The 24,580-nt window shown below is 71.8% G+C and carries 28 protein-coding genes, 1 tRNA gene and 1 other RNA gene; 17 read left to right on the top strand and 13 right to left on the bottom strand.

All coding sequences use genetic code 11. The annotated features are described in order from the left end of the window. Nucleotides 1–63: 63 nt before the first annotated feature. On the bottom strand, nucleotides 64–684 hold the full coding sequence (locus AB0I91_RS28590; RefSeq protein ID WP_499639683.1) for a hypothetical protein: 621 nt from the start codon (nucleotides 682–684) through the stop codon (nucleotides 64–66). 57 nt (nucleotides 685–741) lie between these two features. Between AB0I91_RS28590 and AB0I91_RS28595 the strand changes: the two genes are divergently transcribed. Further along, nucleotides 742–1,092, top strand: a complete 351-nt coding sequence (locus AB0I91_RS28595) for a tyrosine-type recombinase/integrase (protein ID WP_499639684.1) — start codon at nucleotides 742–744, stop codon at nucleotides 1,090–1,092. Between the two features lie 281 nt (nucleotides 1,093–1,373). Here AB0I91_RS28595 and AB0I91_RS28600 read toward each other — a convergent pair whose 3' ends face one another. Together AB0I91_RS28600 and AB0I91_RS28605 are read right to left on the bottom strand one after the other, a co-directional pair. Next, a complete protein-coding gene (locus tag AB0I91_RS28600) occupies nucleotides 1,374–1,520 on the bottom strand; it encodes a hypothetical protein (RefSeq protein WP_499639686.1) in 147 nt (48 codons plus the stop codon). Between the two features lie 406 nt (nucleotides 1,521–1,926). Next, nucleotides 1,927–2,011, bottom strand: a tRNA-Ser gene (locus tag AB0I91_RS28605). A gap of 88 nt (nucleotides 2,012–2,099) precedes the next feature. Between AB0I91_RS28605 and AB0I91_RS28610 the strand changes: the two genes are divergently transcribed. Next, the gene (locus tag AB0I91_RS28610; RefSeq protein WP_499639688.1) at nucleotides 2,100–3,017 is read left to right on the top strand and encodes an iron-siderophore ABC transporter substrate-binding protein; all 918 of its coding nucleotides are present in this window, start codon (nucleotides 2,100–2,102) and stop codon (nucleotides 3,015–3,017) included. On the opposite strand, the gene AB0I91_RS28615 is transcribed toward AB0I91_RS28610, so the two are convergent. Next, nucleotides 3,014–3,286 (bottom strand): hypothetical protein, encoded by a 273-nt coding sequence (locus AB0I91_RS28615; protein WP_499639690.1) that lies wholly within the window; start codon nucleotides 3,284–3,286, stop codon nucleotides 3,014–3,016. The genes AB0I91_RS28610 and AB0I91_RS28615 overlap by 4 nt on opposite strands. Then, on the bottom strand, nucleotides 3,283–3,579 hold the full coding sequence (locus tag AB0I91_RS28620) for a hypothetical protein (RefSeq protein WP_498781666.1): 297 nt from the start codon (nucleotides 3,577–3,579) through the stop codon (nucleotides 3,283–3,285). The genes AB0I91_RS28615 and AB0I91_RS28620 overlap by 4 nt, the downstream gene beginning before the upstream one ends. Nucleotides 3,580–3,678: 99 nt before the next feature. Between AB0I91_RS28620 and ffs the strand changes: the two genes are divergently transcribed. The 5 genes from ffs to AB0I91_RS28645 all read left to right on the top strand — a co-directional run bounded on the left by ffs (nucleotide 3,679) and on the right by AB0I91_RS28645 (nucleotide 7,527). Continuing rightward, an RNA gene (ffs, locus tag AB0I91_RS28625) (signal recognition particle sRNA small type) lies at nucleotides 3,679–3,773 on the top strand. 31 nt (nucleotides 3,774–3,804) lie between these two features. Then, the gene (locus AB0I91_RS28630; RefSeq protein ID WP_499639693.1) at nucleotides 3,805–6,051 is read left to right on the top strand and encodes a DNA polymerase III subunit gamma and tau; all 2,247 of its coding nucleotides are present in this window, start codon (nucleotides 3,805–3,807) and stop codon (nucleotides 6,049–6,051) included. 74 nt (nucleotides 6,052–6,125) lie between these two features. Continuing rightward, nucleotides 6,126–6,452, top strand: coding sequence for a YbaB/EbfC family nucleoid-associated protein (locus AB0I91_RS28635; protein ID WP_053715665.1), 327 nt, complete (start codon nucleotides 6,126–6,128; stop codon nucleotides 6,450–6,452). Continuing rightward, nucleotides 6,452–7,045, top strand: a complete 594-nt coding sequence (gene recR / locus AB0I91_RS28640; RefSeq protein WP_123744628.1) for a recombination mediator RecR — start codon at nucleotides 6,452–6,454, stop codon at nucleotides 7,043–7,045. Before AB0I91_RS28635 ends, recR begins: the two co-directional genes overlap by 1 nt. Before the next feature lie 11 nt (nucleotides 7,046–7,056). Next, nucleotides 7,057–7,527: a uridine kinase family protein gene (locus AB0I91_RS28645; RefSeq protein ID WP_498781669.1), complete on the top strand. Its 471-nt coding sequence runs from the start codon at nucleotides 7,057–7,059 to the stop codon at nucleotides 7,525–7,527. Between the two features lie 171 nt (nucleotides 7,528–7,698). On the opposite strand, the gene AB0I91_RS28650 is transcribed toward AB0I91_RS28645, so the two are convergent. Beyond that, nucleotides 7,699–10,959, bottom strand: coding sequence for an AfsR/SARP family transcriptional regulator (locus tag AB0I91_RS28650; protein WP_499639695.1), 3,261 nt, complete (start codon nucleotides 10,957–10,959; stop codon nucleotides 7,699–7,701). 231 nt (nucleotides 10,960–11,190) lie between these two features. Here AB0I91_RS28650 and AB0I91_RS28655 point away from each other — a divergent pair, with 231 nt between their 5' ends. The 5 genes from AB0I91_RS28655 (at nucleotide 11,191) to AB0I91_RS28675 (ending at nucleotide 17,014) form a co-directional block, all read left to right on the top strand. Then, nucleotides 11,191–12,870 carry an ABC transporter substrate-binding protein gene (locus tag AB0I91_RS28655; protein WP_498781673.1) on the top strand — a complete coding sequence of 560 codons (1,680 nt, stop codon included), beginning with the start codon at nucleotides 11,191–11,193 and terminating at the stop codon, nucleotides 12,868–12,870. A 72-nt stretch (nucleotides 12,871–12,942) separates the two neighbouring features. Next, nucleotides 12,943–13,947, top strand: coding sequence for an ABC transporter permease (locus AB0I91_RS28660; RefSeq protein ID WP_498781675.1), 1,005 nt, complete (start codon nucleotides 12,943–12,945; stop codon nucleotides 13,945–13,947). After that, nucleotides 13,944–14,870: an ABC transporter permease gene (locus tag AB0I91_RS28665; RefSeq protein WP_230570077.1), complete on the top strand. Its 927-nt coding sequence runs from the start codon at nucleotides 13,944–13,946 to the stop codon at nucleotides 14,868–14,870. Before AB0I91_RS28660 ends, AB0I91_RS28665 begins: the two co-directional genes overlap by 4 nt. A gap of 6 nt (nucleotides 14,871–14,876) precedes the next feature. Continuing rightward, a complete protein-coding gene (locus AB0I91_RS28670; RefSeq protein ID WP_498781680.1) occupies nucleotides 14,877–15,875 on the top strand; it encodes an ABC transporter ATP-binding protein in 999 nt (332 codons plus the stop codon). Next, a complete protein-coding gene (locus AB0I91_RS28675) occupies nucleotides 15,872–17,014 on the top strand; it encodes an ABC transporter ATP-binding protein (protein ID WP_499639697.1) in 1,143 nt (380 codons plus the stop codon). The genes AB0I91_RS28670 and AB0I91_RS28675 overlap by 4 nt, the downstream gene beginning before the upstream one ends. A 43-nt stretch (nucleotides 17,015–17,057) precedes the next feature. On the opposite strand, the gene AB0I91_RS28680 is transcribed toward AB0I91_RS28675, so the two are convergent. Then, a complete protein-coding gene (locus AB0I91_RS28680; protein WP_498781683.1) occupies nucleotides 17,058–17,759 on the bottom strand; it encodes an SDR family oxidoreductase in 702 nt (233 codons plus the stop codon). Nucleotides 17,760–17,840: 81 nt separating this feature from the next. On the opposite strand from AB0I91_RS28680, the gene AB0I91_RS28685 reads away from it, so the two are divergent. Beyond that, on the top strand, nucleotides 17,841–18,269 hold the full coding sequence (locus AB0I91_RS28685; RefSeq protein WP_499608263.1) for a winged helix-turn-helix transcriptional regulator: 429 nt from the start codon (nucleotides 17,841–17,843) through the stop codon (nucleotides 18,267–18,269). Here AB0I91_RS28685 and AB0I91_RS28690 read toward each other — a convergent pair. After that, the gene (locus AB0I91_RS28690; protein WP_499639699.1) at nucleotides 18,266–18,553 is read right to left on the bottom strand and encodes a hypothetical protein; all 288 of its coding nucleotides are present in this window, start codon (nucleotides 18,551–18,553) and stop codon (nucleotides 18,266–18,268) included. The genes AB0I91_RS28685 and AB0I91_RS28690 overlap by 4 nt on opposite strands. Before the next feature lie 125 nt (nucleotides 18,554–18,678). Then, nucleotides 18,679–19,242: a TIGR03086 family metal-binding protein gene (locus AB0I91_RS28695; protein WP_498779145.1), complete on the bottom strand. Its 564-nt coding sequence runs from the start codon at nucleotides 19,240–19,242 to the stop codon at nucleotides 18,679–18,681. Between the two features lie 78 nt (nucleotides 19,243–19,320). Between AB0I91_RS28695 and AB0I91_RS28700 the strand changes: the two genes are divergently transcribed. After that, a complete protein-coding gene (locus AB0I91_RS28700) occupies nucleotides 19,321–19,917 on the top strand; it encodes a TetR/AcrR family transcriptional regulator (protein WP_498779146.1) in 597 nt (198 codons plus the stop codon). Here the strand turns inward: AB0I91_RS28700 and AB0I91_RS28705 are convergent. The 3 genes from AB0I91_RS28705 to AB0I91_RS28715 form a co-directional block, all read right to left on the bottom strand. Further along, on the bottom strand, nucleotides 19,893–20,441 hold the full coding sequence (locus AB0I91_RS28705) for a DedA family protein (RefSeq protein ID WP_499608267.1): 549 nt from the start codon (nucleotides 20,439–20,441) through the stop codon (nucleotides 19,893–19,895). The genes AB0I91_RS28700 and AB0I91_RS28705 overlap by 25 nt on opposite strands. Nucleotides 20,442–20,513: 72 nt before the next feature. Then, entirely contained in the window at nucleotides 20,514–20,984 is a 471-nt protein-coding gene (locus AB0I91_RS28710) for a helix-turn-helix domain-containing protein (RefSeq protein ID WP_499639701.1), read from the bottom strand. Beyond that, nucleotides 20,984–21,271: a hypothetical protein gene (locus tag AB0I91_RS28715; protein WP_499639703.1), complete on the bottom strand. Its 288-nt coding sequence runs from the start codon at nucleotides 21,269–21,271 to the stop codon at nucleotides 20,984–20,986. The genes AB0I91_RS28710 and AB0I91_RS28715 overlap by 1 nt, the downstream gene beginning before the upstream one ends. A gap of 108 nt (nucleotides 21,272–21,379) precedes the next feature. Here AB0I91_RS28715 and AB0I91_RS28720 point away from each other — a divergent pair, with 108 nt between their 5' ends. Then, nucleotides 21,380–22,225, top strand: coding sequence for a helix-turn-helix domain-containing protein (locus AB0I91_RS28720; RefSeq protein ID WP_499639705.1), 846 nt, complete (start codon nucleotides 21,380–21,382; stop codon nucleotides 22,223–22,225). 15 nt (nucleotides 22,226–22,240) lie between these two features. Further along, a complete protein-coding gene (locus tag AB0I91_RS28725; RefSeq protein WP_499639707.1) occupies nucleotides 22,241–22,414 on the top strand; it encodes a DUF397 domain-containing protein in 174 nt (57 codons plus the stop codon). Here AB0I91_RS28725 and AB0I91_RS28730 read toward each other — a convergent pair. Beyond that, nucleotides 22,401–23,360: a helix-turn-helix transcriptional regulator gene (locus AB0I91_RS28730; protein ID WP_499639709.1), complete on the bottom strand. Its 960-nt coding sequence runs from the start codon at nucleotides 23,358–23,360 to the stop codon at nucleotides 22,401–22,403. The genes AB0I91_RS28725 and AB0I91_RS28730 overlap by 14 nt on opposite strands. 63 nt (nucleotides 23,361–23,423) lie before the next feature. On the opposite strand from AB0I91_RS28730, the gene AB0I91_RS28735 reads away from it, so the two are divergent. Then, nucleotides 23,424–24,551 (top strand): epoxide hydrolase family protein, encoded by a 1,128-nt coding sequence (locus tag AB0I91_RS28735; RefSeq protein ID WP_499639711.1) that lies wholly within the window; start codon nucleotides 23,424–23,426, stop codon nucleotides 24,549–24,551. Nucleotides 24,552–24,580 lie beyond the last annotated feature (29 nt).

Here is a 24,580-nt window from a genome sequence, read left to right on the forward strand (position 1 = left end):
GAGCAGCGGACGGGCCCCTCGGACACCACGTCCGAGGGGCCCGTTCTCGTGTCGCCGACCGGGTTACCGGCCGGACGTGGTGGTGATCGTGGGTCGGGCCGTGGTGGTGACGGTCGGCTGGGGCGACGTGGTCACGGTGGGCCGCGCCGTCGTGGTCACGGTCGGCTGGGGCGAGGTCGTCACGGTCGGCCGGACCGTGGTGGTCACCGTCGGCCCGGGTGACGTGGTGGGGACGCCCGTGGTGGTGGGAGCGGGCCTAGTGGTGGTGGTGGGGACGGGCGTGGTGGTCGGCGGCTTGGGCGCGTCGGTGCACTCGGCCTCCTTCGGCAGGTTGGCGAACTCGTCCCCGACGAAGTAGATGGCGCTGGACCACTGGGTGCCGCCGTCCTGCCTGCCGACGTTCAGCCAGACGTCGTTGGTGTAGCCGAAATCCGTAACCGACTGGCCGTGCACCCAGCAGTAGACCCCCACCGTCCTGCCCTCGAGGATCTGCCCGCCCGCCGCCGGCAGGCACGCCGTCGACGGGCAGATGCGGACGTTGACGTTGTGCCAGGTCGTGGCGCGGTAGCTCGGCCCGGCGCTCGCGTCGGCCTCGCCCGCGGGCTGGGCCAGTGCCACGGCGCCGCCGGCGAGCAGGCCCGATCCGGCCAGTGCCACGGCGACGGCCGTGTTGACGATCCTCATGTCCGTGTCCTCCCAGTAATCAGTCGATCACTGGATAAGACGCCTCAGGTCGGCCCGGTGTTGCACGATGCCAGACACACCGCCGCAACCATGCTGTTGGTGCTTAAAGTGCCACCACGGGCAATCATGAGCGTGATGGGCTGGTCTGAGCACGCGATGTTGACGCGGTACCTCCACATTCCGCACGAACTCACCGACGACATCGCCGCTCAGGTAGGCAAGCTGATGTGGGCCGCGCCGACCGCAGTGGACGGCTCAGAGGGCGGAGCAGAAGAGTTGACCGACGAGCAACGGGCCGCAGTGCTCACGCTCGCTGCCGCGCTGCCCGAGAGCTGGCGTCAGCGGCTCACCGAGGGACTGGCTGACGACGATGACGACGGCCCTCCCGGTGTCCTGGTTCCGGTGTGATCTCCGGACGGGAGTTGGCCGAGCGGCGGCGCAAGTTAGCTTCACCTAAGCTGGGTAACGGTGACAGCCTGATGATCTGCGCAAGGGCGTGTAGCGGCGCTCACATGTGACGCCGGTCACATGGTTGACCAGTGGCAACCGGCTGTACCCCCCGTCCCAGGGGGGTGAAATGGCTTATGAATATTGACTAGTTGGACCTGTCTGGTGAGACTGTCCCGCGTGTAAGAAAGGACAGGCCCAGAGCTGTCACTCTGGGCCTGACCAGCGGATCTACTGTGGCCCTAGCTGTCGAGGCCGAACCACAGCAAGATCCTGACGAGCGCGAAGAGGAGCGTCTGCACCGCCTGCGGGCGGTCCAGGCGCTCTTCGTGCGTCCCGGCCCCGCAGTGCGAACACTTCTTCTCGCTCTTCGCTTGTTCGTCGCCCATCTGAGCGGTCCTCCGGGTGTCCGTGGGTTCTAGGAACCCGTGGTGACACTCGGTAGGGGGCCCTACCGAGCTAGCTCCGGTAGGGGTCGATCAGATGTGCGATGGGGAGAGACTACGGGCTCTATCGGGGCAATCAAGTCGGACACACACGCCGTCACGGTGTGGCGCACCGTGACGCGGCTGTGACCTGCATCTACAGGGTTCGGCCTGTGAGGTAACACACGGCTGTTCGACGCGATTTGTGTCGTAGCTCACGTGTGAAGGGTTGTATGACCCCGTATCGGGTGATACGCGGGCACGGTTCCCGTGCGGCCATCGAGGTCGGGTCATGTGGGTACTGAGCCCCGAACTGAGACCCTTGAACGACAGGGCCCCGGTCACCTGACGGTTCCGGGGCCCTGACCTGCGGAGGATACGGGATTTGAACCCGTGAGGGGGTTAACCCAACACGATTTCCAGTCGTGCGCACTAGGCCACTATGCGAATCCTCCGTGGCGGAGTCTAACGGAGGGTCCGGGCGTCCCCCAAAACGGGTGGTCGGATGCATCGGCCGCTGATAGGTTCGGGTAGCCTTGCCTAATGAAGCGTGGTCTGGTGGTCGTGCTGTCGGCTCTGCTCCTGGCGGCCTGCGGGGGAGGCGGTGGTGGCGCCGAGCCCACCTCGTCCGGCGTGACGGTCGACACCCGGTTCGGTCCCGTGACGATCGCCGAGCCGCCGAAGCGGGTCGTCGCGCTGGGCTGGTCGGACGCCGAGACCGCCCTCGCGCTCGGCGTGCGGCCGGTCGGGGCGAGCGACTGGCTGGCGTTCGGCGGCAAGGGCGTCGGGCCGTGGGCCGAAGGGCTCTACGAGCAGGCGCCGACGCTGCTGGGCACCACCGAGATCGACTACGAGGCCGTCGCCGCGCTCCAGCCCGACCTCATCCTCAACACCCGGTCGGACAACGACGAGAAGAAGCACGAGACGCTGTCCAAGATCGCGCCCACCATCGGCGCGCCGAAGGACGTCATCCCCTACGGCACGTCGTGGCGGCAGCAGGTCGAGCTGGTCGCGAAGGCCCTGGGCAAGGTGTCCGAGGGCGCGGAGGTCATCGCCGACCTGGACGCGAAGTTCGCCGCGAACGAGAAGTTCGACGGCCGGACCGCCGTGGTCGGCGCGTACTTCGACGGCAAGTTCGGCGCGTACGTCTCCGGCGACCCGCGCGCGGACTTCATGAAAGCGCTCGGCTTCACCCTCCGCGAGGACGTCGAGGCCCTCGCCTCCGGCACGTTCTACGTCGACATCTCCACCGAGCGGCTGGACCTGCTGACCGCCGACCTGAGCGTGCTGTTCCCCATCGGCGGCGACGCGACCGCCCTCAAGGCCAACCCGCTGGTGCCGGAGAAGGCGTTGATCCTGGAGGACGAGAACCTGGTCAACGCCTTCTCCAGCGGCTCGTCGCTCGGCATGGCCTACGCGCTGGAGCACGCCGTGCCGCTGTTCGCGGCCGCCCTCGGCTAGCAGAACCAGCCGTCGGCCACCCAGCCGTGCGCGTTGATGTGCCCGTAGGCGAAGCCGTAGATGTAGTTGCCGGACTTCGGGCCCTTCACCAGGAAGGTCTGGCCGCGGTAGAGGGTGCCCATCCACGGGCCGTCGTCGGGTGCGGTGCGGACGTAGAGGTCGTTGGCGCACACGGTCTCGCGCTCGCCGACCGTGCCGTTGGCGGCTTGGGCGGGCGACGCGGTGGCGACGAGCGCGACGGCGGTCGCCAGGACTGCTGCTGCTCTCACCACGAGTCGTAGCCCCCGATGCACTCGATCCGGAGGTAGCCCCAGTCGTTGGGGCCGAAGTCCATGCTCGCCGCCCACCCGTTGTAGACGGGGTGGGCGCCGGGCGTGTGACCGATCTTGTTGCCGTAGGTCAGCGTCCGCTTGAACTCGACCGGGCCGACCGCGTGGTCGTAGTTGCCGTAGAAGCTCGCGGTCTGGCAGATGACGATGGCGTGCCGCGGCGGCACGGGGTCGGCCGCGGCGGTGGTGGCGCCGAGCACCAGGGCGGCGCACGCGAGGACGAGAGCCCTCATCTGGTTCCTCCTTCACCGGGTAGTGCCACTAACCGGTGAAATCTTCCCGTGCCCGGAGTGGGTGGGGACAGAGCCAGTGGGGCGACCGGCTACACTGGTGGCGGACCTCGTGCGGCACATATCTCGCGAACCTCCCCAGGGCCGGAAGGCAGCAAGGATAAGCGGGCTCTGGTGGGTGCACGGGGTCCCCTTTCTTTGTCGGACCCTCCCGGTAAGGTCCCCGACGTGGCGCTCGCCCTCTACCGCAAGTACCGTCCGGCGACCTTCGGCGAGGTCGTCGGCCAGGAGCACGTCACCGAACCGCTGCGCACCGCCCTGGCGGCCGGTCGGGTCAACCACGCGTACCTGTTCTCGGGGCCGCGCGGGTGCGGCAAGACGTCCAGCGCCCGCATCATGGCGCGCTCGCTGAACTGCGTGCAGGGCCCGACGCCCGACCCGTGCGGCGAGTGCAACTCGTGCGTCGGCCTGGCGCCCAACGGTCCGGGCACCGTGGACGTGGTCGAGCTGGACGCGGCGAGCCACGGCGGCGTGGACGACGCGCGCGAGCTGCGGGACAAGGCGTTCTACGCGCCGGCCGAGTCGCGGTACCGGGTGTTCATCATCGACGAGGCGCACATGGTCACCACGCAGGGCTTCAACGCCCTGCTGAAGATCGTGGAGGAGCCGCCCGAGCACCTGATCTTCATCTTCGCCACCACCGAGCCGGACAAGGTGCTGCCCACCATCCGCTCGCGCACGCACCACTACCCGTTCCGGCTGATCCCGCCGAGCTCGATGCGGGCGCTGCTGGAGCGCAACTGCGCGGCCGAGGGCGTCACAGTCGACCCGTCGGTGTTCCCGCTGGTGATCCGCGCGGGCGGTGGGTCGGCGCGGGACACGCAGTCGGTGATGGACCAGCTGCTGTCCGGCGCGGGCCCCGAAGGGGTGCGCTACGACCGGGCGATCGCGCTGCTCGGCGTGACCGACGTGGCGTTGATCGACGACGTGGTGGACGGCCTGGCGAACGGCGACGGTTCGGCGGTGTTCGGCACCGTCGACCGCCTGGTCGAGGCCGGGCACGACCCGCGCCGGTTCGCGTCCGACCTGCTCGACCGGCTGCGCGACCTGGTGCTGCTGCACGCCGTGCCGGACGCGGCGGACCGCGGCCTGGTGTCCGCGCCGGACGACGAGCTGGCCAAGATGATCGCGCAACGCGACGCGACCCGGCCCGCGACGGTCACCCGTTGGGCGGAAATCCTGCACCAGGGGTTGACCGAGATGCGCGGCTCGACCGCGCCCCGCCTGCTGCTCGAACTCGTGACGGCGCGGATGCTCCTGCCATCGGTCGGCGACGTCGAGTCGGGCCTGCTGCAACGCGTCGAACAGCTGGAGCGCCACGGCCCGCCGGCGGGCGGCGCACCGGCGGGGCCCGTGGAGACCCGCTTCCAGCGCCCCTCGCAGCGCGCGGCCGAGCCCGCCGCGCCGCCCGTCGCCAGGCCCGCCGAGACCGCGCCTCCGGCCGCTGCCGCGCCGCCGGCCGCGCCCCCTGGACTGCCCACCCCGCCGGTGCTGCGGTCGGCGGCGATGAGGTCGGCCGAGAGCGCGCCCGTCGCGCCGGAGGTGGACCAGCGCGCCGCGCAGCCGCCGGACGCGCCGCAGGCCCGGCCGAGCACCGCGCCCGCTCCGCACGCCGCCGCACCGGGCACGTCGCCTACCTCGCAGCCACCGCACGCCGCCGCGCCGCACGCCGCCGCGGCTGGAGGCACGTCGCCGGCTGCCGCGCAGCCACCGCACGCCGACGCACCCCAGGCCGCCGCACCGCACGCCGCCGTGCCGCAGAGCGCGCACCCCGGCGCGTCGGACAACTCACCCGCCGCCCAGCCGGCCCAGGCAGCCGCACCGGCGGCACCCTCCGGCGGTGTCGACGCGGTCGAGGTGCGTCGGCGCTGGTCGGAGCTGTTGGGCGTGGTCCGCGGGACGAGCCGCAGCACGGAGGCGATGCTCACCAACGCCACCGTCGCCGACGTCGACGGCACCACGGTCACGCTCACCCACACCTCCGCGCCGCTGGCCCGCCGGCTCGCCGAGCCGCGCAACGCCGACGCCATCGCCGCCGCGTTCGCGCAGGTCCTCGGCGGCACGTGGCAGGTGCGGTGCGTGCACGGCGACGCGGCCGCCGCCCCGGCCCGCCAGGCGGCGCAGAAGCCGCAGCGACCGGCGGTGACCAGGCCGAGCCAGGCGCAGCAGCCCGGCCAGGCCCGTCAGCCGGAGTCCCGCCCGGCGCCGTCCGGCCGACCACCGGTCGACGACGTGCCGCCGCCCCCCGAGCCGCCGGAGCCCGATGAGCCCCTCCCGCCGGAGCCGGTGGACGAGGAGGAGATGCTGGCCGAGGCCGCGCTGCCCGGCGACGCGGACGACCAGCGGCTCGACCCGGAGGCCGTCGTGCTCAAGCTCCTCGCCGACGAGCTTGGCGCTCGGCCGTTGAAGGGCTGATCGACGCGACTACGCTGGTGAACGGCGGCAGACCCCGAAGAGAGGAACCCGCGGTGCAACCCGGTGGGCCCAACATGCAGCAAATCCTCCAGCAGGCGCAGAAGATGCAGCAGCAGCTCGCTGAAGCCCAGCAGGAGCTGGCCGAGGCCGAGGTCACCGGCACCGCCGGCGGCGGTCTGGTCACCGCCGTCGTGTCCGGCGGCGGCGAGCTCAAGAGCCTGGACATCGACCCGAAGGCGGTCGACCCGGACGACGTCGAGACGCTGTCCGACCTGGTCGTCGCCGCCGTGCGCGACGCCAACCGCGCCGCCCAGGAGCTGGCGGCCCAGAAGATGGGCCCGCTCGCCAGCGGCATGGGCGGGATGGACGACCTCGGCGGTCTCGGGAAGCTGTTCGGCTGATGTACGAGGGGCCCGTCCAGGACTTGATCGACGAGCTCGGCAGGCTGCCGGGCGTCGGTCCGAAGAGCGCGCAGCGCATCGCCTTCCACCTGCTCGCCGCGGACCCGGCCGACATCGGCCGGCTCCAGGACGCGTTGCAGAAGGTCAAGGACGGCGTGGTGTTCTGCGACGTGTGCGGCAACGTCTCGGCCGAGGCGACCTGCCGCATCTGTCGCGACCCGCGCCGCGACCTGACCCTGATCTGCGTGGTGGAGGAGCCGAAGGACGTCCTGGCGGTCGAGCGGACCCGCGAGTTCAAGGGCCGCTACCACGTCCTGGGCGGGGCGCTCGACCCGTTGTCGGGTGTCGGGCCGGACCAGCTGCGGATCAGGCAGCTGCTCACCCGGATCGGCACGGACGTGTCGGAGATCATCATCGCCACGGACCCGAACACGGAGGGCGAGGCGACCGCGACGTACCTCGTGCGGATGCTGCGCGACTTCCCGGGCCTCACCGTCACCAGGCTCGCGTCGGGCCTGCCGATGGGCGGTGACCTGGAGTTCGCCGACGAGCTCACCCTCGGCCGGGCCCTGTCCGGCCGGCGCAGCATGTGAGGCTCGTCGCGGTGGACGGGCCCTCGGGCTCGGGCAAGTCGACGTTCGCGGCGCGCCTGGCGTCGGAGCTGGGCGCGACCGTGGTGCCGACCGACCACTTCGCCACCTGGACCGACCCGGTGTCGTGGTGGCCGCGCCTGGTCACCGAGGTCCTCGACCCGCTCCGGCACGGCCGCGAGGCCCGCTACCGGCGCATGGAGTGGACCGGCGGCGTGCCGCGCCTCGGCGACGTGGTGCACGTGCCGGTGCCGGAGGTGCTGGTCATCGAGGGTGTCTCGGCGGCCCGGCGTTCGATCGCGCGGGAGCTGGACGAGGCGATCTGGGTCGAGGTGCCCGACCCGGAGGAGCGGCTGCGCCGGGCCGTCGAGCGGGACGGCGAGGCGAGCCGCGCGCACCTGCGGCGCTGGCAGGCGTTCGAACGCGGCTGGTTCGCCGTGGACGCCACGAAGTCCCGCGCCGACCGGATCGTCACACCCGACTGACCGGCCCCACGCCCGGGTGAAGCCGCGCCTGCCCGAGCCCGCGCCCGACCGTGCCGATGCCCGACCGGACCCGCGCCTGACCAGGCCCGCACCGACCGAAGCCGCGCCCGACCGAGCCGCACCGGTCCGAAGCCGCGCCCAGCCCGAAGCCGCACCGACACGTCGGCCGGGTCACCCGTCGAGCGAGGCCCGCACCACGTCCGCGTCCGGCGATCCGATCGCGGTGAACCACTCCAGTGCCGTTCGCCACTGCCGGCGCGCCTCGGCGTCGGCGCCGGTGGTGGCCAGGACGTCGCCTGCCAGGTGGGCGGCCCGCGCGTGCACGCACCGCTGCCCCGTGGTCCCGCTCAGCTCCAGGCACCGCAGCGCCAGGTCCAGCGCCTGCGCCGCGTCACCCTGGTCGAGCCTGATCCGCCCGAGCACGGCCAGCACGTCCACTTCGGCGATCCGCAGTCGGTACCGGACGGCGCTGTCCAGCGCCTGGCTCGCCGAGTAGCGCGCCTCGTCCAGCCGGCCCGCCGCGTGGTGGGTCAGCGCCAGGCTCCGCCGCGCCGCGCAGATGCCCAGCGGGTAGCCCGTCTCCTCGGCGATCCGCAGCGCCTCCGTCGTGTGCTCGACGGCCTCCTCCAGCCTGCCCAACCCGCACAACGCCTCACCGAGGGCGTTCTTCGCGTCGCACAACCCCTTCAGGTTGCCCAGCTCCTCCGCGATGGCCACCGCCCGCCCGGCCTCGCGCGCGGCGTCGGCCCACTGGCCCCTCATCACGTGCGCCAGCGCCAGGCCCTCGTGCGAGAAGTGGGCGAACCCACGCGCGCCGGCCCGTTCGTACAGCTCGCCGCACCGCTGGTACAGCTCGGCGGCACGTTGCGGCTGACCCAGGAACAGGTGCACCTCGGCCAGCGCGCGGTGGCTGTCGGCCTGCGTCATCCACGCGCCGAGCCGGTTGCCGACGTCCAGCGCGCCCTCGAACGACGACACCGCCCGGTCCAGCTGACCGAGCTGCATGTAGACCCCGCCGAGGTTGAGCTGGGCGATGCCCTCCTGCTGCAACGCGCCGATGGCCCGCGTGATCACGAGCGCGCGCTCCAGGTGCTCGGCGGCCTGCTCCAGGTCGCCGATGTCGATGCAGACCGCGCCGAGGTTCGCCAGCACGGCGGCCTCGACGGCGGGCGCGGCGCCGGTGCGCTGCTGGATCGGGATCGCGCGCCGGAAGTAGTCGACGGCCACCCGGTGCTGCCCGATCGCCCAGTACAGCGTGCCGAGCGACGACAGCATCGCCACCTCGCCGAGGGCGTCCTGGGAGGACTGCGCGACCGACAGGCCGGCCTTCGCGGTCGCCAGCCACTCCACCGGCAACCCGATCGTGTAGAAGTACCGCCGCAGCGCGTCGGCCAGCTGCCACACGTCGCCGTCGGGCTGGCGGTCGGCGGCGTGCACGACGAGCCCGACCAGGTTGCCGCGCTCGGCGTCCAGCCAGGCCAGGGCCTCCGCCGAGGTGGAGAACAGGCGCGGTGTCACGCCCGGCACGACGTCGGTGCGCGGCAGCCGCAGCAAGGTGCTCTTGAACGCGTCCGTGGCGTTGTCCACCGATCGGATCGACCAGTCCAGCAGCCGCCGCGACGCCTGCGCGCTCTCCTCCGGGTCGTCCTCGATCCCGCGCCGCTCGGTCGCGTAGTCCCGCAGCAGGTCGTGGAACTGGTAGCGGCCGGGCGCGTGGTTGTCCACGAGGTTCGCCGTGGCCAGCCGGTCGAGCCGCCGCCGCGCGTCCTGCGTGGTCAGCCCGCCCAACGCCGCCGCCACGTCCGGCGTGATGTCGCCCGGCGCCAGCGACAGCAGCCGGAACAGCGACGCCAGCTCCGGCTTCAGCGCCGTGTACGACAGGTCGAACGCCGCGTGCACGGCCGCCCGCTCGTCACCCTCCACGGCCAGCGCCGCGAGCCGGTTGCCCGCACGCAGCTCCTCCACGTAGGACGCGATGGTGATCTCCGGCCGGGACAGCAGGTTCGCCGCCGCGATCCGCAGCGCCAGCGGCAGGTGCGCGCACAGCTCGGCCAGCTCGTCGGCCGCCGCGGACTGCGACGCCACCACGTCGTCGCCGAGCATCCCGGCCAGCAGCGCCCGCGTCTCGGACCGGTCGAGCACGTCGAGCCGCACGTTGGACGCGGCGTGGCTGACCGCCAGCCCGCGCAGCGTGTCGCGGCTGGTCACGAGCACCGCGCACCCCGGCGAGCCGGGCAGCAGCGGCCGGATCTGCTCGGCGTTGGCCGCGTTGTCCAGCACCAGCAGCACCTGCTGGTCGGTCAGCCGCGACCGGAACATCGCCTCCTGCTCGTCCTGGTCGAGCGGCACGGACTCGGGCGGCACGCCCTGCGCGCGCAGGAACCGCGGCAGCACGTCCACCGCGCTCAACGGCGGGCCCTGGGCGTAACCGCGCAGGTTGACGTACAGCTGCCCGTCGGGGAAGCAGTGCCGCATCTTGTGCGCCGTGTGCACGGCCAGCGCCGTCTTGCCGACGCCCGGCGGCCCGGCCAGCGTGACCACGGGCACGCCCTGCGCGGTCCGCAGCAACGCCTCGATCAGCTGAACGGCCTGCTCACGGCCCACGAAGTCGCCGATGTCGGCGGGCAGCTGCGAGGGCACCACCCGGTCGCGCCGCGCGGCGGGCGCGTTCTGCCCCAGGTCGAGCGACGACGAACCGCCGAGCACCTGCTGGTGCACGCGCCGCAGCTCGTCGCCGGGGTCGATGCCGAGCTGCTCGGCCAGCAGCCCGCTGACCCGCCGGTACGCGCCGAGCGCGTCGGCCTGCCGCCCGGACCGGTACAGCGCGACCATCAGCTGCGCCCACAGCCGCTCCCGCAGCGGGTGCTCGCTGGTCAGCCGGGACAGCTCGGGGATCAGCTCGGCGTGGCGGCCCAGCTCGAGGTCGACCTCGACCCGGCGTTCCTCGACGTGCAGCCGCCGTTCACCCAGGCGCGGCACCTCGTCGCGGTGCAGCACCTCCGACGGCACGTCCACCATCGCGGGCCCGCGCCACAGCGCCAGCGCCGCGGTGAAGATCGCCGACGCCGACTCCAGCCTGCCCGCGGCCCGCTCCCGCTCGCCCTCCTCGACGAGCTGCTCGAACCGCATCACGTCGATGGTGCGCTCGTCGACGTCGATCAGGTAGCCGTCGGGCACGGTCCGGATCGGCACCGCCGGTCCGAGCACCTGCCGAAGTCTCATCACGTAGGTCTGCAGCGTGCCCCGGGCCCGCGCGGGAGGGTCGGCGCCCCAGATGTGCTCCGCGAGCTCGTCGACCGAGACGCCGGCGCCGGCGCGCATGAGAAGAGACACAAGCAGGGACCTCTGCCGGCCCGCCCGCACCACGACCTGCTCGCCGTCGACCAGCACCTGCAACGGGCCGAGGACGCGGAACTCGACCACAGGGCTCACCAGCGACCTCCCTCCGCGCGTGTGCGGGTTTCTGTTGTCCGTTGTACAGCGTAGGAGGGTGTTTGCCCGATCCGACGTGGTCACTTTGGGTCAGCGAAGGTGCGCGGGACGTGTGTTAATGCTGATTCACGTGGCCGGATCGTGACCTCGGACGAGTCGGAAGGGTTGTGGTGACCGGTTAGGGTCCGTGACCACACCGTGAGATCCCGGATTTCCCTAGGGGTGTGTCAAATGCTTCAATCTCGAACGGCCCGGCGCCGATGGTTGGCCGCGATCGGCCTGACCGGCGTCGCGGCCCTGGCACTGTCGGCCTGTGCCCAATCCGAGCGCGGCGACGACTCGGGGTCCGGCAAGGTCGGCGGCACGATGGTCTTCGGCGCCGCGGGCGAGCCCAAGAACTTCGACCCGATCTTCAACGACGACGGCGAGAGCTTCCGCCCCATCCGCCAGATGTTCGACACGCTGGTCACCTACAAGCGGGGCACCGCCGACCTCGCGCCGGGTCTCGCGGAGAAGTGGACGCCCAGCGAAGACGGCAAGTCGTGGACGTTCGACCTGCGCAAGGGCGTCAAGTTCCACGACGGCACGGCGTTCGACGCCGCGGCCGTCTGCTTCAACATGGACCGCTGGTTCAACATGAAGGGCGCCGCCGCCCAGAGCCAGATGATCTACTACGGCGACGTGTTCGAGGGCTTCGCCAAGAACGAGGGCGACGCGGCGGGCGAGCCGGTCTACAAGTCCTGCGAGGCCAAGGACGAGCACACCGCCGTGCTGAACCTCAACAAGTACAAGGGCGCCTTCCCGGCCGCCTTCGGTTTGACCGCGCTGTCCATCTCCAGCCCCGAGGCGCTGAAGAAGTACGACGCGGACAACGTCGTGCAGTCGGGTGACTCGTTCACCTATCCGGCTTACGCGACCGAGCACCCGACCGGTACCGGCGCGTTCAAGCTGGAGAAGTTCGACAAGGCCAACAAGACCATCACCCTGGTCCGCAACGACGACTACTGGGGCGAGAAGGCCAAGCTCGACAAGCTGATCTTCAAGATCATCCCCGATGAGAACGCGCGCAAGCAGGAACTCAAGGCCGGCACGATCGACGGCTACGACTTCCCGAGCCCGGCGGACTACAACTCGCTGAAGACCGACGGCTTCAACGTCACGCCGCGGCCCGCGTTCAACATCCTCTACCTGGGCATCAACGGCGCGAACAACCCGGCGCTGAAGGACCTGCGGGTCCGCCAGGCCATCGCCTACGCCGTCAACCGCGAGCAGCTGGTCAAGACCAAGCTGCCGCTGGGCGCCGAGGTGGCGACGCAGTTCATGCCGAAGACCGTCGCGGGCTACGCCGAGGACGTGCAGCAGTACCCGCACGACGTGGCCAAGGCCAAGGACCTGCTCACGCAGGCCGGCGTGTCGAACCTGAGCCTGAAGTTCTACGTGCCCACCGAGGTCAGCCGGCCGTACATGCCGAACCCGTCCGAGATCGCGGCGGTGATCGTCGACGACCTGAAGGCCGCGGGCATCAACGCCGAGATCGTCTCCCGCCCGTGGAACGGCGGCTACAAGGACGACGTGCAGAAGCTCGGCAAGCACGACCTGCACCTGCTCGGCTGGACCGGCGACTACAACGACGCCGGCAACTTCGTCGGCACCTTCTTCGGTCGGGAGAAGAAGGAGTTCGGCTTCGGCGACCAGTCGATGTTCGACGCCATCGCCGCGGCCGACGGCGTGGTCGACCAGGACAAGCACGCGGACGCCTACAAGCAGGTGAGCCGCGACCTCATGAGCAAGTACCTGCCCGCGATCCCGGTGTCCCACTCGCCGCCCGCGATCGTGGTCAGCAGCAAGATCTCGGGCCTCGTGCCCAGCCCGCTGACCGACGAGCGCTTCGACACGGTGAGCAAGGGCTGAACCGAACGGTAGGCGGGTGGTGGCGCTCGTGATCCGGGCGTCACCACCCGTGCTGTCCAGAGGGCTTCCATCATGCTGCGATTCATAGTCCGTCGCCTGCTCCAGGCGATCCCCACACTGCTGATCCTGTCGCTGCTGGTCTTCGTCTGGCTGCGGTCGCTGCCCGGCGGCCCGGCCGGCGCGCTGCTCGGCGACAAGGCGACCCCGGAGAAGATCGAGGCGCTCAACAAGGTCCTCGGCCTCGACCAACCGATCTTCATCCAGTACTTCAAGTTCCTGGGCCGCATCCTCAGCGGTGACTTCGGCAGCTCCTTGATCAGCGGCGAGCCGGTGGTGGCCGAGATCGGCCGCGCGCTGCCCGCCACCATCGAGCTGTCGCTGGCCGCGCTGCTGTTCGCCATCGTGCTGGGCATCCCGCTCGGCTACCTGGCGGCCAGCTACCGCGGGCGGTTCCTCGACAACGCCACCGTCATCGGCACGCTGGTCGGCGTCGCCGTGCCGGTGTTCTTCCTGGGCATCCTGCTCAAGCAGCTGTTCGCGCAGGACCTGGCGCTGTTCCCGCCGTCGGGCAGGCAGGACGTCACGATCGACCCGACGCACGTCACGAACTTCGCCGTGCTCGACGGGCTGCTGACCCAGGAGTGGGACGCCGCGGCCGACGCGCTGTGGCACCTCGTGCTGCCCGCGATCGCGCTGGGCACCATCCCGCTCGCGGTCATCGTGCGGATCACCCGCGCCTCGGTGCTCGACGTGCTCAACGAGGACTTCGTCCGCACGGCCAACGCCAAGGGCCTGCAGGCGACGCTGGTCCGCCGCCGGCACGTGCTGCGCAACGCGATGCTGCCGGTGTCGACCACGATCGGCCTCCAGACCGGTCTGCTGCTGGGCGGCGCCGTGCTCACCGAGCGGGTGTTCGTGTGGGGCGGGCTCGGATCGTTGCTGGCCCAGGGGATCGAGCGCCGGGACTACCCGCGCCTGCAGGCGTTGCTGCTGCTCGCGGCGGTGGTCTACGTGCTCGTCAACCTGCTGGTCGACATCTCCTACGCGATCATCGACCCGAGGGTGCGGGCATCATGACCAGTCTCCTCAAGCGCAAGCAGCAGCGGGTGGACGCCCTGGCGGAGTCGGCGGGCACGAGCCTGGCCGCCGACGCGCTGCGGCGGATGCTGCGCAGCCCGGTCGCCCTGATCGGCGCGTTCCTGGTGCTGATGTTCCTGGTGCTGGCGATCATCGCGCCGTTCATCGCGCCGAAGGACCCCTACCAGCGCTACCCGGAACTGCTGGAGGACCTGCGGCCGGACTTCATCCCCGGCCCGATGCCGGGGTTCCTGCTGGGCGGCGACGAGCTGGGCCGCGACTTCTTCAGCCGGCTGCTCGTCGGCGCGCAGCAGTCGCTGATCGTCGGCGTCGGCGCGACCTTGATCGGCCTGGCGCTCGGCATGCTCATCGGCGGCGCGGCCGGGGCGTTCGGCGGCTGGGTGGACAGCTGGCTGATGCGGTTCACCGACATCATGCTGTCGATCCCCAGCCTGCTGCTGGCCATCTCGATCGCGGCGCTGGCGAGCCGGGGCAGCCAGACCACGGTGATCATCGCGGTCGCGGTGACCACCGTGCCGATCTTCGCCCGGCTGCTGCGCGGCGCCATGCTCGCGCAACGGCACAGCGACCACGTGCTCGCGGCGACGGCGCTGGGCGTGCGGCGGCGGACCGTCGTGTTCCGGCACATGCTGCCGAACTCGCTCGGCCCGGTCATCGTGCAGTCGACGCTGACCCTGGCGACCGCGATCATCGAGGCGGCGTCGCTGTCGTTCCTCGGCCTCGGCGACCCGGACCCGTCCCGGGCCGAGTGGGGGCTGATGCTCGGCAACTCGCAGCGCTACATCGACGTCAAGCCGGAGCTGGCGTTCTACCCGGCCATCGCCATCATCATCGTCGCGCTGGGCTTCACGCTGCTCGGCGAGGCGCTGCGCGAGGCGCTCGACCCGAAGAACCGGAGGTGAACCGCGATGGCGTTGCTCGAAGTGCGTGATCTGCGGGTGGTCTTCCAGCGCAGGGGCACCGAGCCCTTCACCGCCGTGGACGGCGTCTCCTTCGACGTCGACCCCGGGCAGACGGTGGGCCTGGTCGGCGAGTCCGGCTGCGGCAAGTCCGTGACGTCGCTGGCGATCATGGGCCTGCTGCCCTCGCGCGGCAACAAGGTCACCGGCTCCGTCCGGTTCGAGGGCACCGACCTGCTCACCCTGAGCGACAAGGAGATGCGCAACCGGCGTGGCCGCGACCTGGGCATGGTGTTCCAGGACCCGCTGTCGTCGCTCAACCCGGTGATCCCGATCGGCTTGCAGGTCACCGAGGTGCTGGAACGGCACCGCGGCATGTCCCGCAAGGCGGCGATGGTGGAGGCGGCCGACCTGCTCGGCCGGGTCGGCATCCCCGACCCGGGGCGCAGGCTGAGCGAGTACCCGCACCAGCTCTCCGGCGGCATGCGGCAGCGCGCGCTGATCGCCATCGCGCTGGCGTGCCGGCCGCGGCTGCTCATCGCCGACGAGCCGACCACGGCGCTGGACGTGACGATCCAGGCGCAGATCCTCGCCCTGCTCAAGGAGCTCGTGCAGGACCTGGGCACGGCGCTGATCATGATCACGCACGACCTGGGCGTCGTGGCGGGGCTGTGCGACGAGGTCAACGTGCTCTACGGCGGCCGGGTGGTGGAGAAGGCGGAGCGGTACCCGCTGTTCGCCGAGCCGCGGCACCCGTACACGCACGGCCTGCTGGCGTCGATCCCGCGGCTCGACGGCGCGCGTGGCGAGAAGCTCGTCCCGATCAAGGGTTCGGTGGCCGACAACATCCCGTGGGACCACGGGTGCGCGTTCGCCCCCCGTTGCCCCAACGCGCTGGCGGTGTGCCGCGAGGTCACGCCCGAGCTGGAGGCCGGTGACGTGCGCTCGCTGCGCTGCCACAACCCGGTGCTGCCGGGAACGCCCGCCGCCCAGGAGGTGCCCGCATGACCGCCGCTGTCGAACCGGCAGCCGCCGACGCGCCCACGGGCGACACGCTGGTGTCGGTCGAGGGCCTGAAGATCCACTTCCCGATCAAGCGAGGCCTGCTGGTCGACCGCACGGTCGGCCACGTGTACGCGGTCGACGGCGTGGACCTGCGGATCAACCGCGGCGAGACCTACGGCCTGGTCGGCGAGTCCGGCTGCGGCAAGTCGACCCTGGGCCGCGGCATGCTGCGGCTGGTCGAGCCGACCGACGGCCGCGTGCTGTTCGACGGCACGGACCTGGTCGGGCTCAAGGGCGAGGAACTGCGCCGGATGCGCCGCCGGATGCAGATGGTGTTCCAGGACCCCATGTCGTCCCTGGACCCGCGGCAGTCGGTGGACTCGTTGCTGGTCGAGGGCCTGCGGGCGCACGGCCTGGACAAGGGCCGCGAGTCGACGGGCAAGCGCTTGCGCGAGCTGCTGTCGGCGGTCGGCCTGCCGTCCACGTCGCTGCGCAAGTACCCGCACGAGTTCTCCGGCGGCCAGCGGCAGCGCATCGGCATCGCGCGGGCGCTGGCGGTCGAGCCGGACCTGATCATCGCCGACGAGCCGGTGTCCGCGCTGGACGTGTCGGTGCAGGCGCAGGTGGTCAACCTGCTGGAGGACCTCCAGGACGAGTTCGGGCTCACCTACCTGGTGATCGCGCACGACCTCGCCGTGGTGCGGCACATCTCCGACCGGGTCGGCGTGATGTACCTGGGCGGGCTGGTGGAGGAGGCGACCTCGGACGCCCTCTACGCCGAGCCGCTGCACCCGTACACCAGGGCGTTGCTGTCCGCGATCCCCGTGCCGGACCCGGTGGTGGAGGACGAGCGCGAGCGGATCCTGCTCACCGGCGACCTGCCCTCGCCCGCCAACCCGCCGACGGGCTGCCGCTTCCACACGCGCTGCCCGTGGAAGCAGGCGACCCGGTGCGACACCGAGCGGCCCGCGCTGCGCGAGGTGCTGCCGGGGCACAATGTCGCGTGCCACTGGGCGGAGGACATCCGGGCCGGCAAGATCCGGCCGCACGAGGTCAAGGCCGAGCTGGTGGAGGAGGGCGGCATCTCGCCGGACATCCCCCTCGTCGGACCCGCCTCGATGACGGAGGCGTTGAACCCGTGAGTCCCGCGTCCGGGGGCGCCGACCGGCGCCCCCGGACCGGTGTTCAGACCACCTGCGGGTAGAGGGTGCGCGGGTCGGCGGCCAGCGCGGCCTTCAGGTCGACCACGCCCTGGTCGGCCAGCACCTCGACGAGGTCGGCCTCGACGCCGTCCAGCGCGGCGCGCACGACGTCCGCGGGATCGTTCTTCGGCACGTCCATGCTCGCGGTCATGTCGGTGTCCGTCGGGCCCAGGTGCACGCCGGTGACCAGCGTGCCCTGGCCCGCGAGCTCCACCCGCACGCCGTTGGTGAGGCTCCACTGCGCCGCCTTGGCCGCGCTGTACGCGGTGGCGCGGTCGTAGGACACCCACGACATCGACGAGAGCACGTTCACGATCGCGCCGCCGCCGTTGGCCGCGAGGACCGGCGCGAACGCCCGGATCATCGCCAACGTGCCGTAGAAGTGCGTGTCCATCTCCAGCCGGATCGCGGCGGGGTCGCCGGTGACCAGGTTCTCGCCGGTGATGATGCCCGCGTTGTTGACCAGCAGGGTGACGTCACCGGCGGCCGAGGCCGCGGCGGCGACGGCGGCCGGGTCGGTGATGTCCAGGGTCAGCACCTCGACGCCCGGCAGGTCGATCGAGCCGGCGTCGCGCGCGGTGGCGTAGACCTTCGCCGCGCCCCGCTCCCGCAACTGCCGCGCGAAGTGCAGGCCGAGGCCGCGGTTGGCCCCCGTGACCAGGGCGACCGAGTTGGCGATCTTCATGGAGGGTTCTCCCAGGGGTGAGTTGGCATTGCCAACCTAGCCTGGCTGGCTTGGGATGCACAACCGAGCCATACTGGGGCGGTGACGCCACCGGACGAGAACTGCTCCTTGGTCAAGGCGGTGGACCTCGTCGGCGAGCGCTGGACGTTCCTCGTGCTGCGCGAGGCCCTCGCCGGCGCGACCCGCTTCTCGGAGTTCCGCGCGCGCCTCGGCATCGCCTCCGACGTGCTCACGGCGAGGCTCGCGAAGCTGGTCGACAGCGGCCTGCTGGTCCGGCGGTCCTACCGGGAGCCGGGGCAGCGCCCGCGCGACGCCTACTGCCTCACCGAGGCGGGCCGGCGGGTGAACCTGGTGCTGTGCGCCTTGCAGGAGTGGGGCGACGAGCACCTGCCGGACACCGTGTCCACGGTCGTCTACCGGACCGACGACGGGCGTCGGGTCAACGTGCGGTTCGTCGACGGCGAAGGCGCCGTGGTGCCCGCGGGCGACGTGCACCCGGAGCAGGGTTAGCGGCTCACGGGCCGGTAGAGCACCCGGACGACGACCAGGCAGCCGGCCTGGACTGCGAGCGCGATGAGGGCGTGCACGAGCCACGCGCCGGCGAGGGTGGGCCCGCCCCACGCGCCGCCGAGGCCGGGGTCGGCGGTGAACGGGTGGCCGATCGCGCCGGCGGTGTCCGGCCAGAGCGGGTAGAACCAGCCCCGTGCCACCAGGTAGAGGGCGAGCAGCACGGGGATCGCGGCGACGAGCGCGCGGAGGATCCCGGGTCGCGGGTGGATGCCGAGGGTTTTCACGGCACGAACGCTAGGCCCGGGCGCGGCGCCGGTCGTCACACCGCGGAGCCATCCCCGGCGTCATACCGGGGTAGCGGGTCGGGGGCGCCTCCCCCTGTGGTGGCGCCCCCGACCCGGTGGTCACGTCACGCCGGCCAGTTCGGCGAACGGCCGAGCAGGCCGACGAGGCGGTCGGTGATCGGCGCGTCCTCCGGCACCGCGACCGGCATCGCGAACGCGGCTCCCGGCCCTCGGACATCCGGCGTGGTCGGGAAGTACCGCGACATCCGGTAGGCGGCCGTGGCGAGTTCGGTGTCCAGCGTGCTGTCCACGCCGATCGCGCGGGACAGGTCCCAGGCGTGCACCAGGTTGTCGATGAAGTGCCCGGCCACCAGCTCGCGGCCGCGGCGCAGGCCGTAGTTGGGGAACTCGGCCTCGCGCTCCAGCACGCCGTCCGCGCGGAACGCCTCGGTGACCGCGTCGGTCGCGACCCGGTAGGCGACGGTCAGGTCGTCGCTCGCCGGGGCGTCGACGGCCGTGCCGCGGACGGACGCGGTGAACGCCAGCGTGGACTCGACCTGGTGGCGCAGCAGTTCGTAGACGGTCCAGCCGGCGCACGGCGTGGGCAGGTCCAGGTGCGACTCGTCCAGCTCGGCCATGAGCTTCAGGTTGAGGTCGAGCGACGACCGGTTCAGGTCCAGGAGATCCATGTGTCCATCCACCCCTCAAGTTGTACGAACGATCGTACAATTAGTTTGCGAGTGGTCAAGGGGGCTAGCGTGGAGGACGTGAAGGTCGACGGACGGGTGGAGCGCGGCGAGCAGACGCGGCGGCAGATCCTGCGGCGGGCGGCGGAGATCGCGTCGGTGGAAGGGCTGGAGGGCCTGTCGATCGGGCGGTTGGCCACCGAGCTGGAGGTCAGCAAGAGCGGCGTGTTCGCGCACTTCGGGTCGAAGGAGGAGCTGCAGCTCTCGACCGTTCGCGCGGCGGCGGCGATCTTCGCGCGCGAGGTCGTGGAGCCGGTGACCGAGCCCCCGGGCCCGGCCCGGCTGGCGGCGCTGCTGGACCGGTGGCTGGCGTACTCGGAGAACCGCACGTTCCCCGGCGGGTGCTTCTTCTACGCCGTGCAGGCCGAGTTCGACGCCCGGCCGGGACGGGTGCGCGACGCGATCGCCGGGTACGGGCGCGAGTGGAACTCCTACGTCCGCGAGACCGTCGCCGCGATCCCGGAGGTCGCCGACCCGGACCAGTTGGCGTTCGAGCTGGTCGCGTTCCTGGAGATGGCCAACGCCCAGTCGGTCCTGCACGACGACCCGCACGCGTACGAGCGGGCCCGGGTCGCGGTGCGCAACCGCTTGGCTCAGGCGGCCACGGCCCGGCGCTGAGCGGCCCTCACCGCCATCCCGATCGGCACGCCGACCAGCGTCGCCACCGCGAACGAGACCAGCGTGGCCACCACCGGGTCGGTGAAGAGCTGCCCGCCGAAGTACCCGAGCGTGGCCGTGTAGGCGCTCCACAGCGTGGCGCCGACCGCCGCGATCGGCGCGAACCGCCGCAGGCGCCACCGCAGCGACCCGGCCAGGACCGCACCGACCAGCCCGCCGCCGGGCACGAACCGCACCGCGACCAGGATCGACTCGCCGCGCGTGGCCAGCCTCTCCGCCGTCCACGCGATCACCGCCCGCGGACCGGGCCGCCTCCCGACCCGCTCGAGCGCCCGCAACCCGACCCCGCGCCCGACGCCGAAGTTGACGAAGTCGGAGAGGGTGCAGCCGAGGGCCGCCACGGCGATCACGGCCGTCAGCGACAGCTCGCCGGAGGCGGCCAGCACGCCGTAGCCGATCAGCACGGCCTCGGTCGGCGCGAGCGGCACGACGGCGACGACGAACAGCACCACGAACGCGGTCATGATCTCCGAACGCGGGGGAGTTCCGGATCATCTCCGACCTGAGGAGGTCTTCAGCAACCCGTTAGCTCACCGTCACATGTCCGCTGGCAGGGCCTCGATGATGTGATGCGCGGCACTGATCTCGCCGAGGTCTTCGGTGAAGAACGCGGAGGCCAGGTGCGCGTGGAACACGACGTCCGCCCCCTCCGGCATGAGGAACAACGTGAACGGCCGCGCCCCGCCCCCGACCGTGTGCACCCCGGTGGCCGTCGCGTGCAGCAGGTCGAGCGCGCGGGTCGCCTCGTCGCCCCACGCGCACCGCAGTTCGGGCAGGTGCGCCTGTTGCGAGACCCTCAGCAGCCGCTGGTAGGAGTCCCCGAGCACCGGCGCGCACGCCACCAGGTCGGGGAACCGGACGGGCGCGTAACCGGCCTCGACCCGCTCGATCTGCCGCACCGACCCCCGGGACCGGGCCGCCACCTCCTCGACCCCGAGCCCGGCCGTCTCGCGCAGCGCTCGGACCTCCCGCCCCAGCAGCCGCCCCCGCAACGTCGGCACCGCCATCACGCCACCTCCCGCGCGTCCGCGGCCAGGTCCAGCAACGCCGTGCGCGCCAGCACGTACTGCCGACACGGCACGGTCGGCCGCTGCCACCACCTCCGGCCCCAGCACGCGCGGCAGTGGCCGTCGACGTCCGGCCGGTGCCCGTCGAGCAGCACGCGGATCGCCGCCACGAGGTGCGGGACCTCGGACCGCGCCAAGTCCGCCGCCACCCGCTCGTCGCCGCCGGTCGCGACCCCTTCGACCACCGCCAGCCGGTTCCTGACCTGGAGATGCAGTTCCTGCCACACGAGCCCTCCCGAGAGCGGGGATCATCAAGGCAGTCAAAGCTAAGGCAAAATACTTTGAGCGGGATAGTCGCCTGATCGGGTGCACCGCGACACGGCAGGATGGCCGTCATGTCCCGACGCGACACCGTCGCACTCAAGTGGCTCCTCGGCGCGACCCTCCGCAACCACCGCAAGGCGGCGCGGAAGACGTTGGAGCACAGCGCCGCGCACCTCGGCGTCTCCGAGAGCAAGATCAGCAACATGGAGTCGGGCCGCTACGGGCAGCCGCCCGAGGAGGTCGCGAAGCTGCTCGCCTTCTACGGCGCGGACCCCGGCCGCGTCGAGCGGATCGTCGCGTTGGCCGAGGCGGACGACACCGGCAGTTGGTGGGCCCCTTGGTCCGGTGTCATCCCCAACTGGCTCCGCCTCTTCGCCGGTCTGGAAGGAATGGCCGAGTCGGCTTTCGTGTACTCGCCCCTCTTCGTGCACGCCCTGCTGCAAACCGAGGACTACGCCACGGCCGTGGCGAGTTCGGCGCGCCGGGTGCGACCGGTGGACATGGACCGGATGGTGGCGTTCCGCATGGAGCGCCAACGGCGGCTCACCGCCGACGCGAACCCGCTGAAGCTGCACTTCGTGATCGAGGAGTCGGCGCTTCTCCGCCCCATCGGTGGCAAGGACGTCCTGCGCCGGCAAGCGGAACACCTGCTGGAGGCGACCAGACTGCCCACTGTGGACATCCAGGTGATCGAGGCGCGGGTCGGCATGCACCCCGGCCTCACCGGTGAGTTCACCTTGTTCGGGTTCGAGGAGTTCGACGAAACGGTGTACGTGGAGCTGCAGGAGGACGCGGTCTATCTCAACGACTCGGCGAAGGTCAGGGCCTATAGCATGACTGCGAAGACTCTTCGCGATATCGCCTTGGACCCACCCGAGTCCGCGGCCCTGATCACGTCGCTGATCCGGGCGCTGTAGCAACAGGAGGCCGCCGTGACCACCTCGGCCCGCTGGGTCAAGTCCAGCTACTCGATGGAGAACGGCAGTTGCGTCGAGGTGGCGGTCACCGACGCCGTGACCGGGGTCCGCGACTCGAAGAACGCCGACGGCCCGGTGCTGACCTTCCCGACCGACCGCTGGGCGGCGTTCCTCGCTAAGACCTCCTGACCGCCCGCAGGCAACGGTCGGCGTGCGCGTTCAGCGCGTCGACCAGTTCGGGCGGGCCGTCGGTCAGGGTGAAGTCGACGTCCACCGACGTGATCATCCACACCAGGTCGCGGGCGGTCTCCGCGCCGACGTGCAGCAGGCAGCTGCACGAGTCCACCGGCTCGACCACGCCCATGCCCGGCCACAGCCGGTCGGCCACGGCGACCGCCGGTTCGTGCAGCGTCACGGTCGCCCGCACCGGCCACGCCCGCGCCGAGAGCCGGTGCTCCAGGTACGCCCCCACGTCACCGTCGGGCGGCTCCCGCGGCGCGAAGCGCGGGCCGTTCGGCGTGCGCAGCGCCAGCCGGTCCACGCGGAAGCTGCGCCAGTCGTCGCGGTCGGTGTCCCAGGCGACCAGGTACCAGTGCCGGGTGGAGCTGACCAGGCTGTGCGGCTGCACGGACCGGGTCGTCGCGCCGCCGCGCGGGCTGGTGTAGTCGAACCGCAGCGACTCGTGCCGGCGGCAGGCGTCCGCGATGGCCATGAGCACGTCCGGGTCCACCCGCGGCCCGCCCGCCCCGACGCGGACGGTCGCCGAGTGCAGCGTGCCGACCCGGTGCCGCAGGCGCGCGGGCAGCACCTGCTCCAGCTTGGCCAGCGCCCGCGCCGACGTCTCCTCGATCCCGGCCACCGAACCGCCCGCCGCCGTGCGCAGGCCCACCGCCACGGCCACCGCCTCGTCGTCCTCCAGCAGCAACGGCGGCAGCGAGGCGCCCGCCCCGAGCCGGTAGCCGGCGGTGCCCCGGGTCGCGTGCACGGGGTAGCCGAGGTCGCGCAGGCGTTCGACGTCGCGGCGCACGGTGCGGGTGGTGACGCCGAGCCGTTCGGCCAGCTCGGCGCCGGACCGGTCGCACCGGGCCTGCAACAGCGACAGCAGCCGGAGCAGCCGCGCGGACGTGTCCACCATGGCGTCGAGCCTGCCCGATCGTTAGGACCGGAACCGTCCCAAGGGCCTCCTACCGTCGCCGCCATGACCGAGATCCACCCGTTCCGCATCGACGTGCCCCAAGCGCAACTCGACGACCTGGACGCCCGCCTGGCCAACACCCGCTGGCCCGACGAGCTGCCCGGCGTCGGCTGGAGCCGGGGCGTCCCGGTGGGCTACCTGAAGGACCTCGCCGAGCACTGGCGCACGACCTACGACTGGCGCGCGCACGAGGCCGCGATCAACGCCCACCCGCAGCACCTCGCCACCGTCGCCGGGCAGGTCGTGCACTTCCTGCACGTCCGCTCACCCGAACCGGACGCCCTGCCGCTCGTGCTGCTGCACGGCTGGCCGGGCGGGTTCACCGACTTCCTCGACGTCATCGGCCCCCTGTCCGACCCCCGCGCGCACGGCGGCGACCCGGCCCGCGCGTTCCACCTGGTCGTCCCGTCCCTGCCGGGCTTCGGCTTCTCCACCCCGCTCGCCGGGCCGGGCATGGGCGCGGCGCGGATGGCCGGCGTGCTGGTCGAACTGATGGCCGCGCTCGGGTACGAGCGGTACGGCGTGCAGGGCTACGACACCGGCGCGTGGGTCGGCCCGGAGATGGGCAGGCAGGCGCCCGACCGGGTGGTGGGCGTCCACCTGAACGCCCTGCTGACGTTCCCGGACGGCGAGGTCGAGGGCCTCACCGAGGTCGAGCAGCGGCGGTGGGAGGCGATGGAGAACTTCAACGACGGCTACCTGCAGTGCAACTCGAAGAGGCCGCAGACGGTGGCCTACGGGCTGCACGACTCGCCGGTGGGCCAGCTCGCGTGGATCGTGGAGAAGTTCAAGGAGCTCACCCACCCGGCGGACGGCCTGCCCGAGGACGGCGTCGACCGGGACCGCATCCTCACCGACGTCTCGCTGTACTGGCTGACGGGCACGGCCGCGTCGGCGGCGCAGGTCTACTACGAGGAGATCTCCGCGAAGGGGTGGGGCGAGCAGGCGCCCGGGACCGTGCCGACGGGGGTGCTGGTCTCGGCCCACGACGTGTCGATCCGCCGGTGGGCCGAACGCGAGCACCACGTCGTGCGCTGGACCGAGCTCGACGAGGGCGGCCACTTCCTGGCCATGGAACGGCCGGACCTGCTGGTCACCGACGTGCGCGGATTCTTCGCCGTCCTGCGCTGAGCCGTCCGCCTCGCCGGTGCCCGGGCACC

Source organism: Actinosynnema sp. NPDC049800 (assembly GCF_040656635.1).
Lineage (GTDB): Bacteria > Actinomycetota > Actinomycetes > Mycobacteriales > Pseudonocardiaceae > Actinosynnema.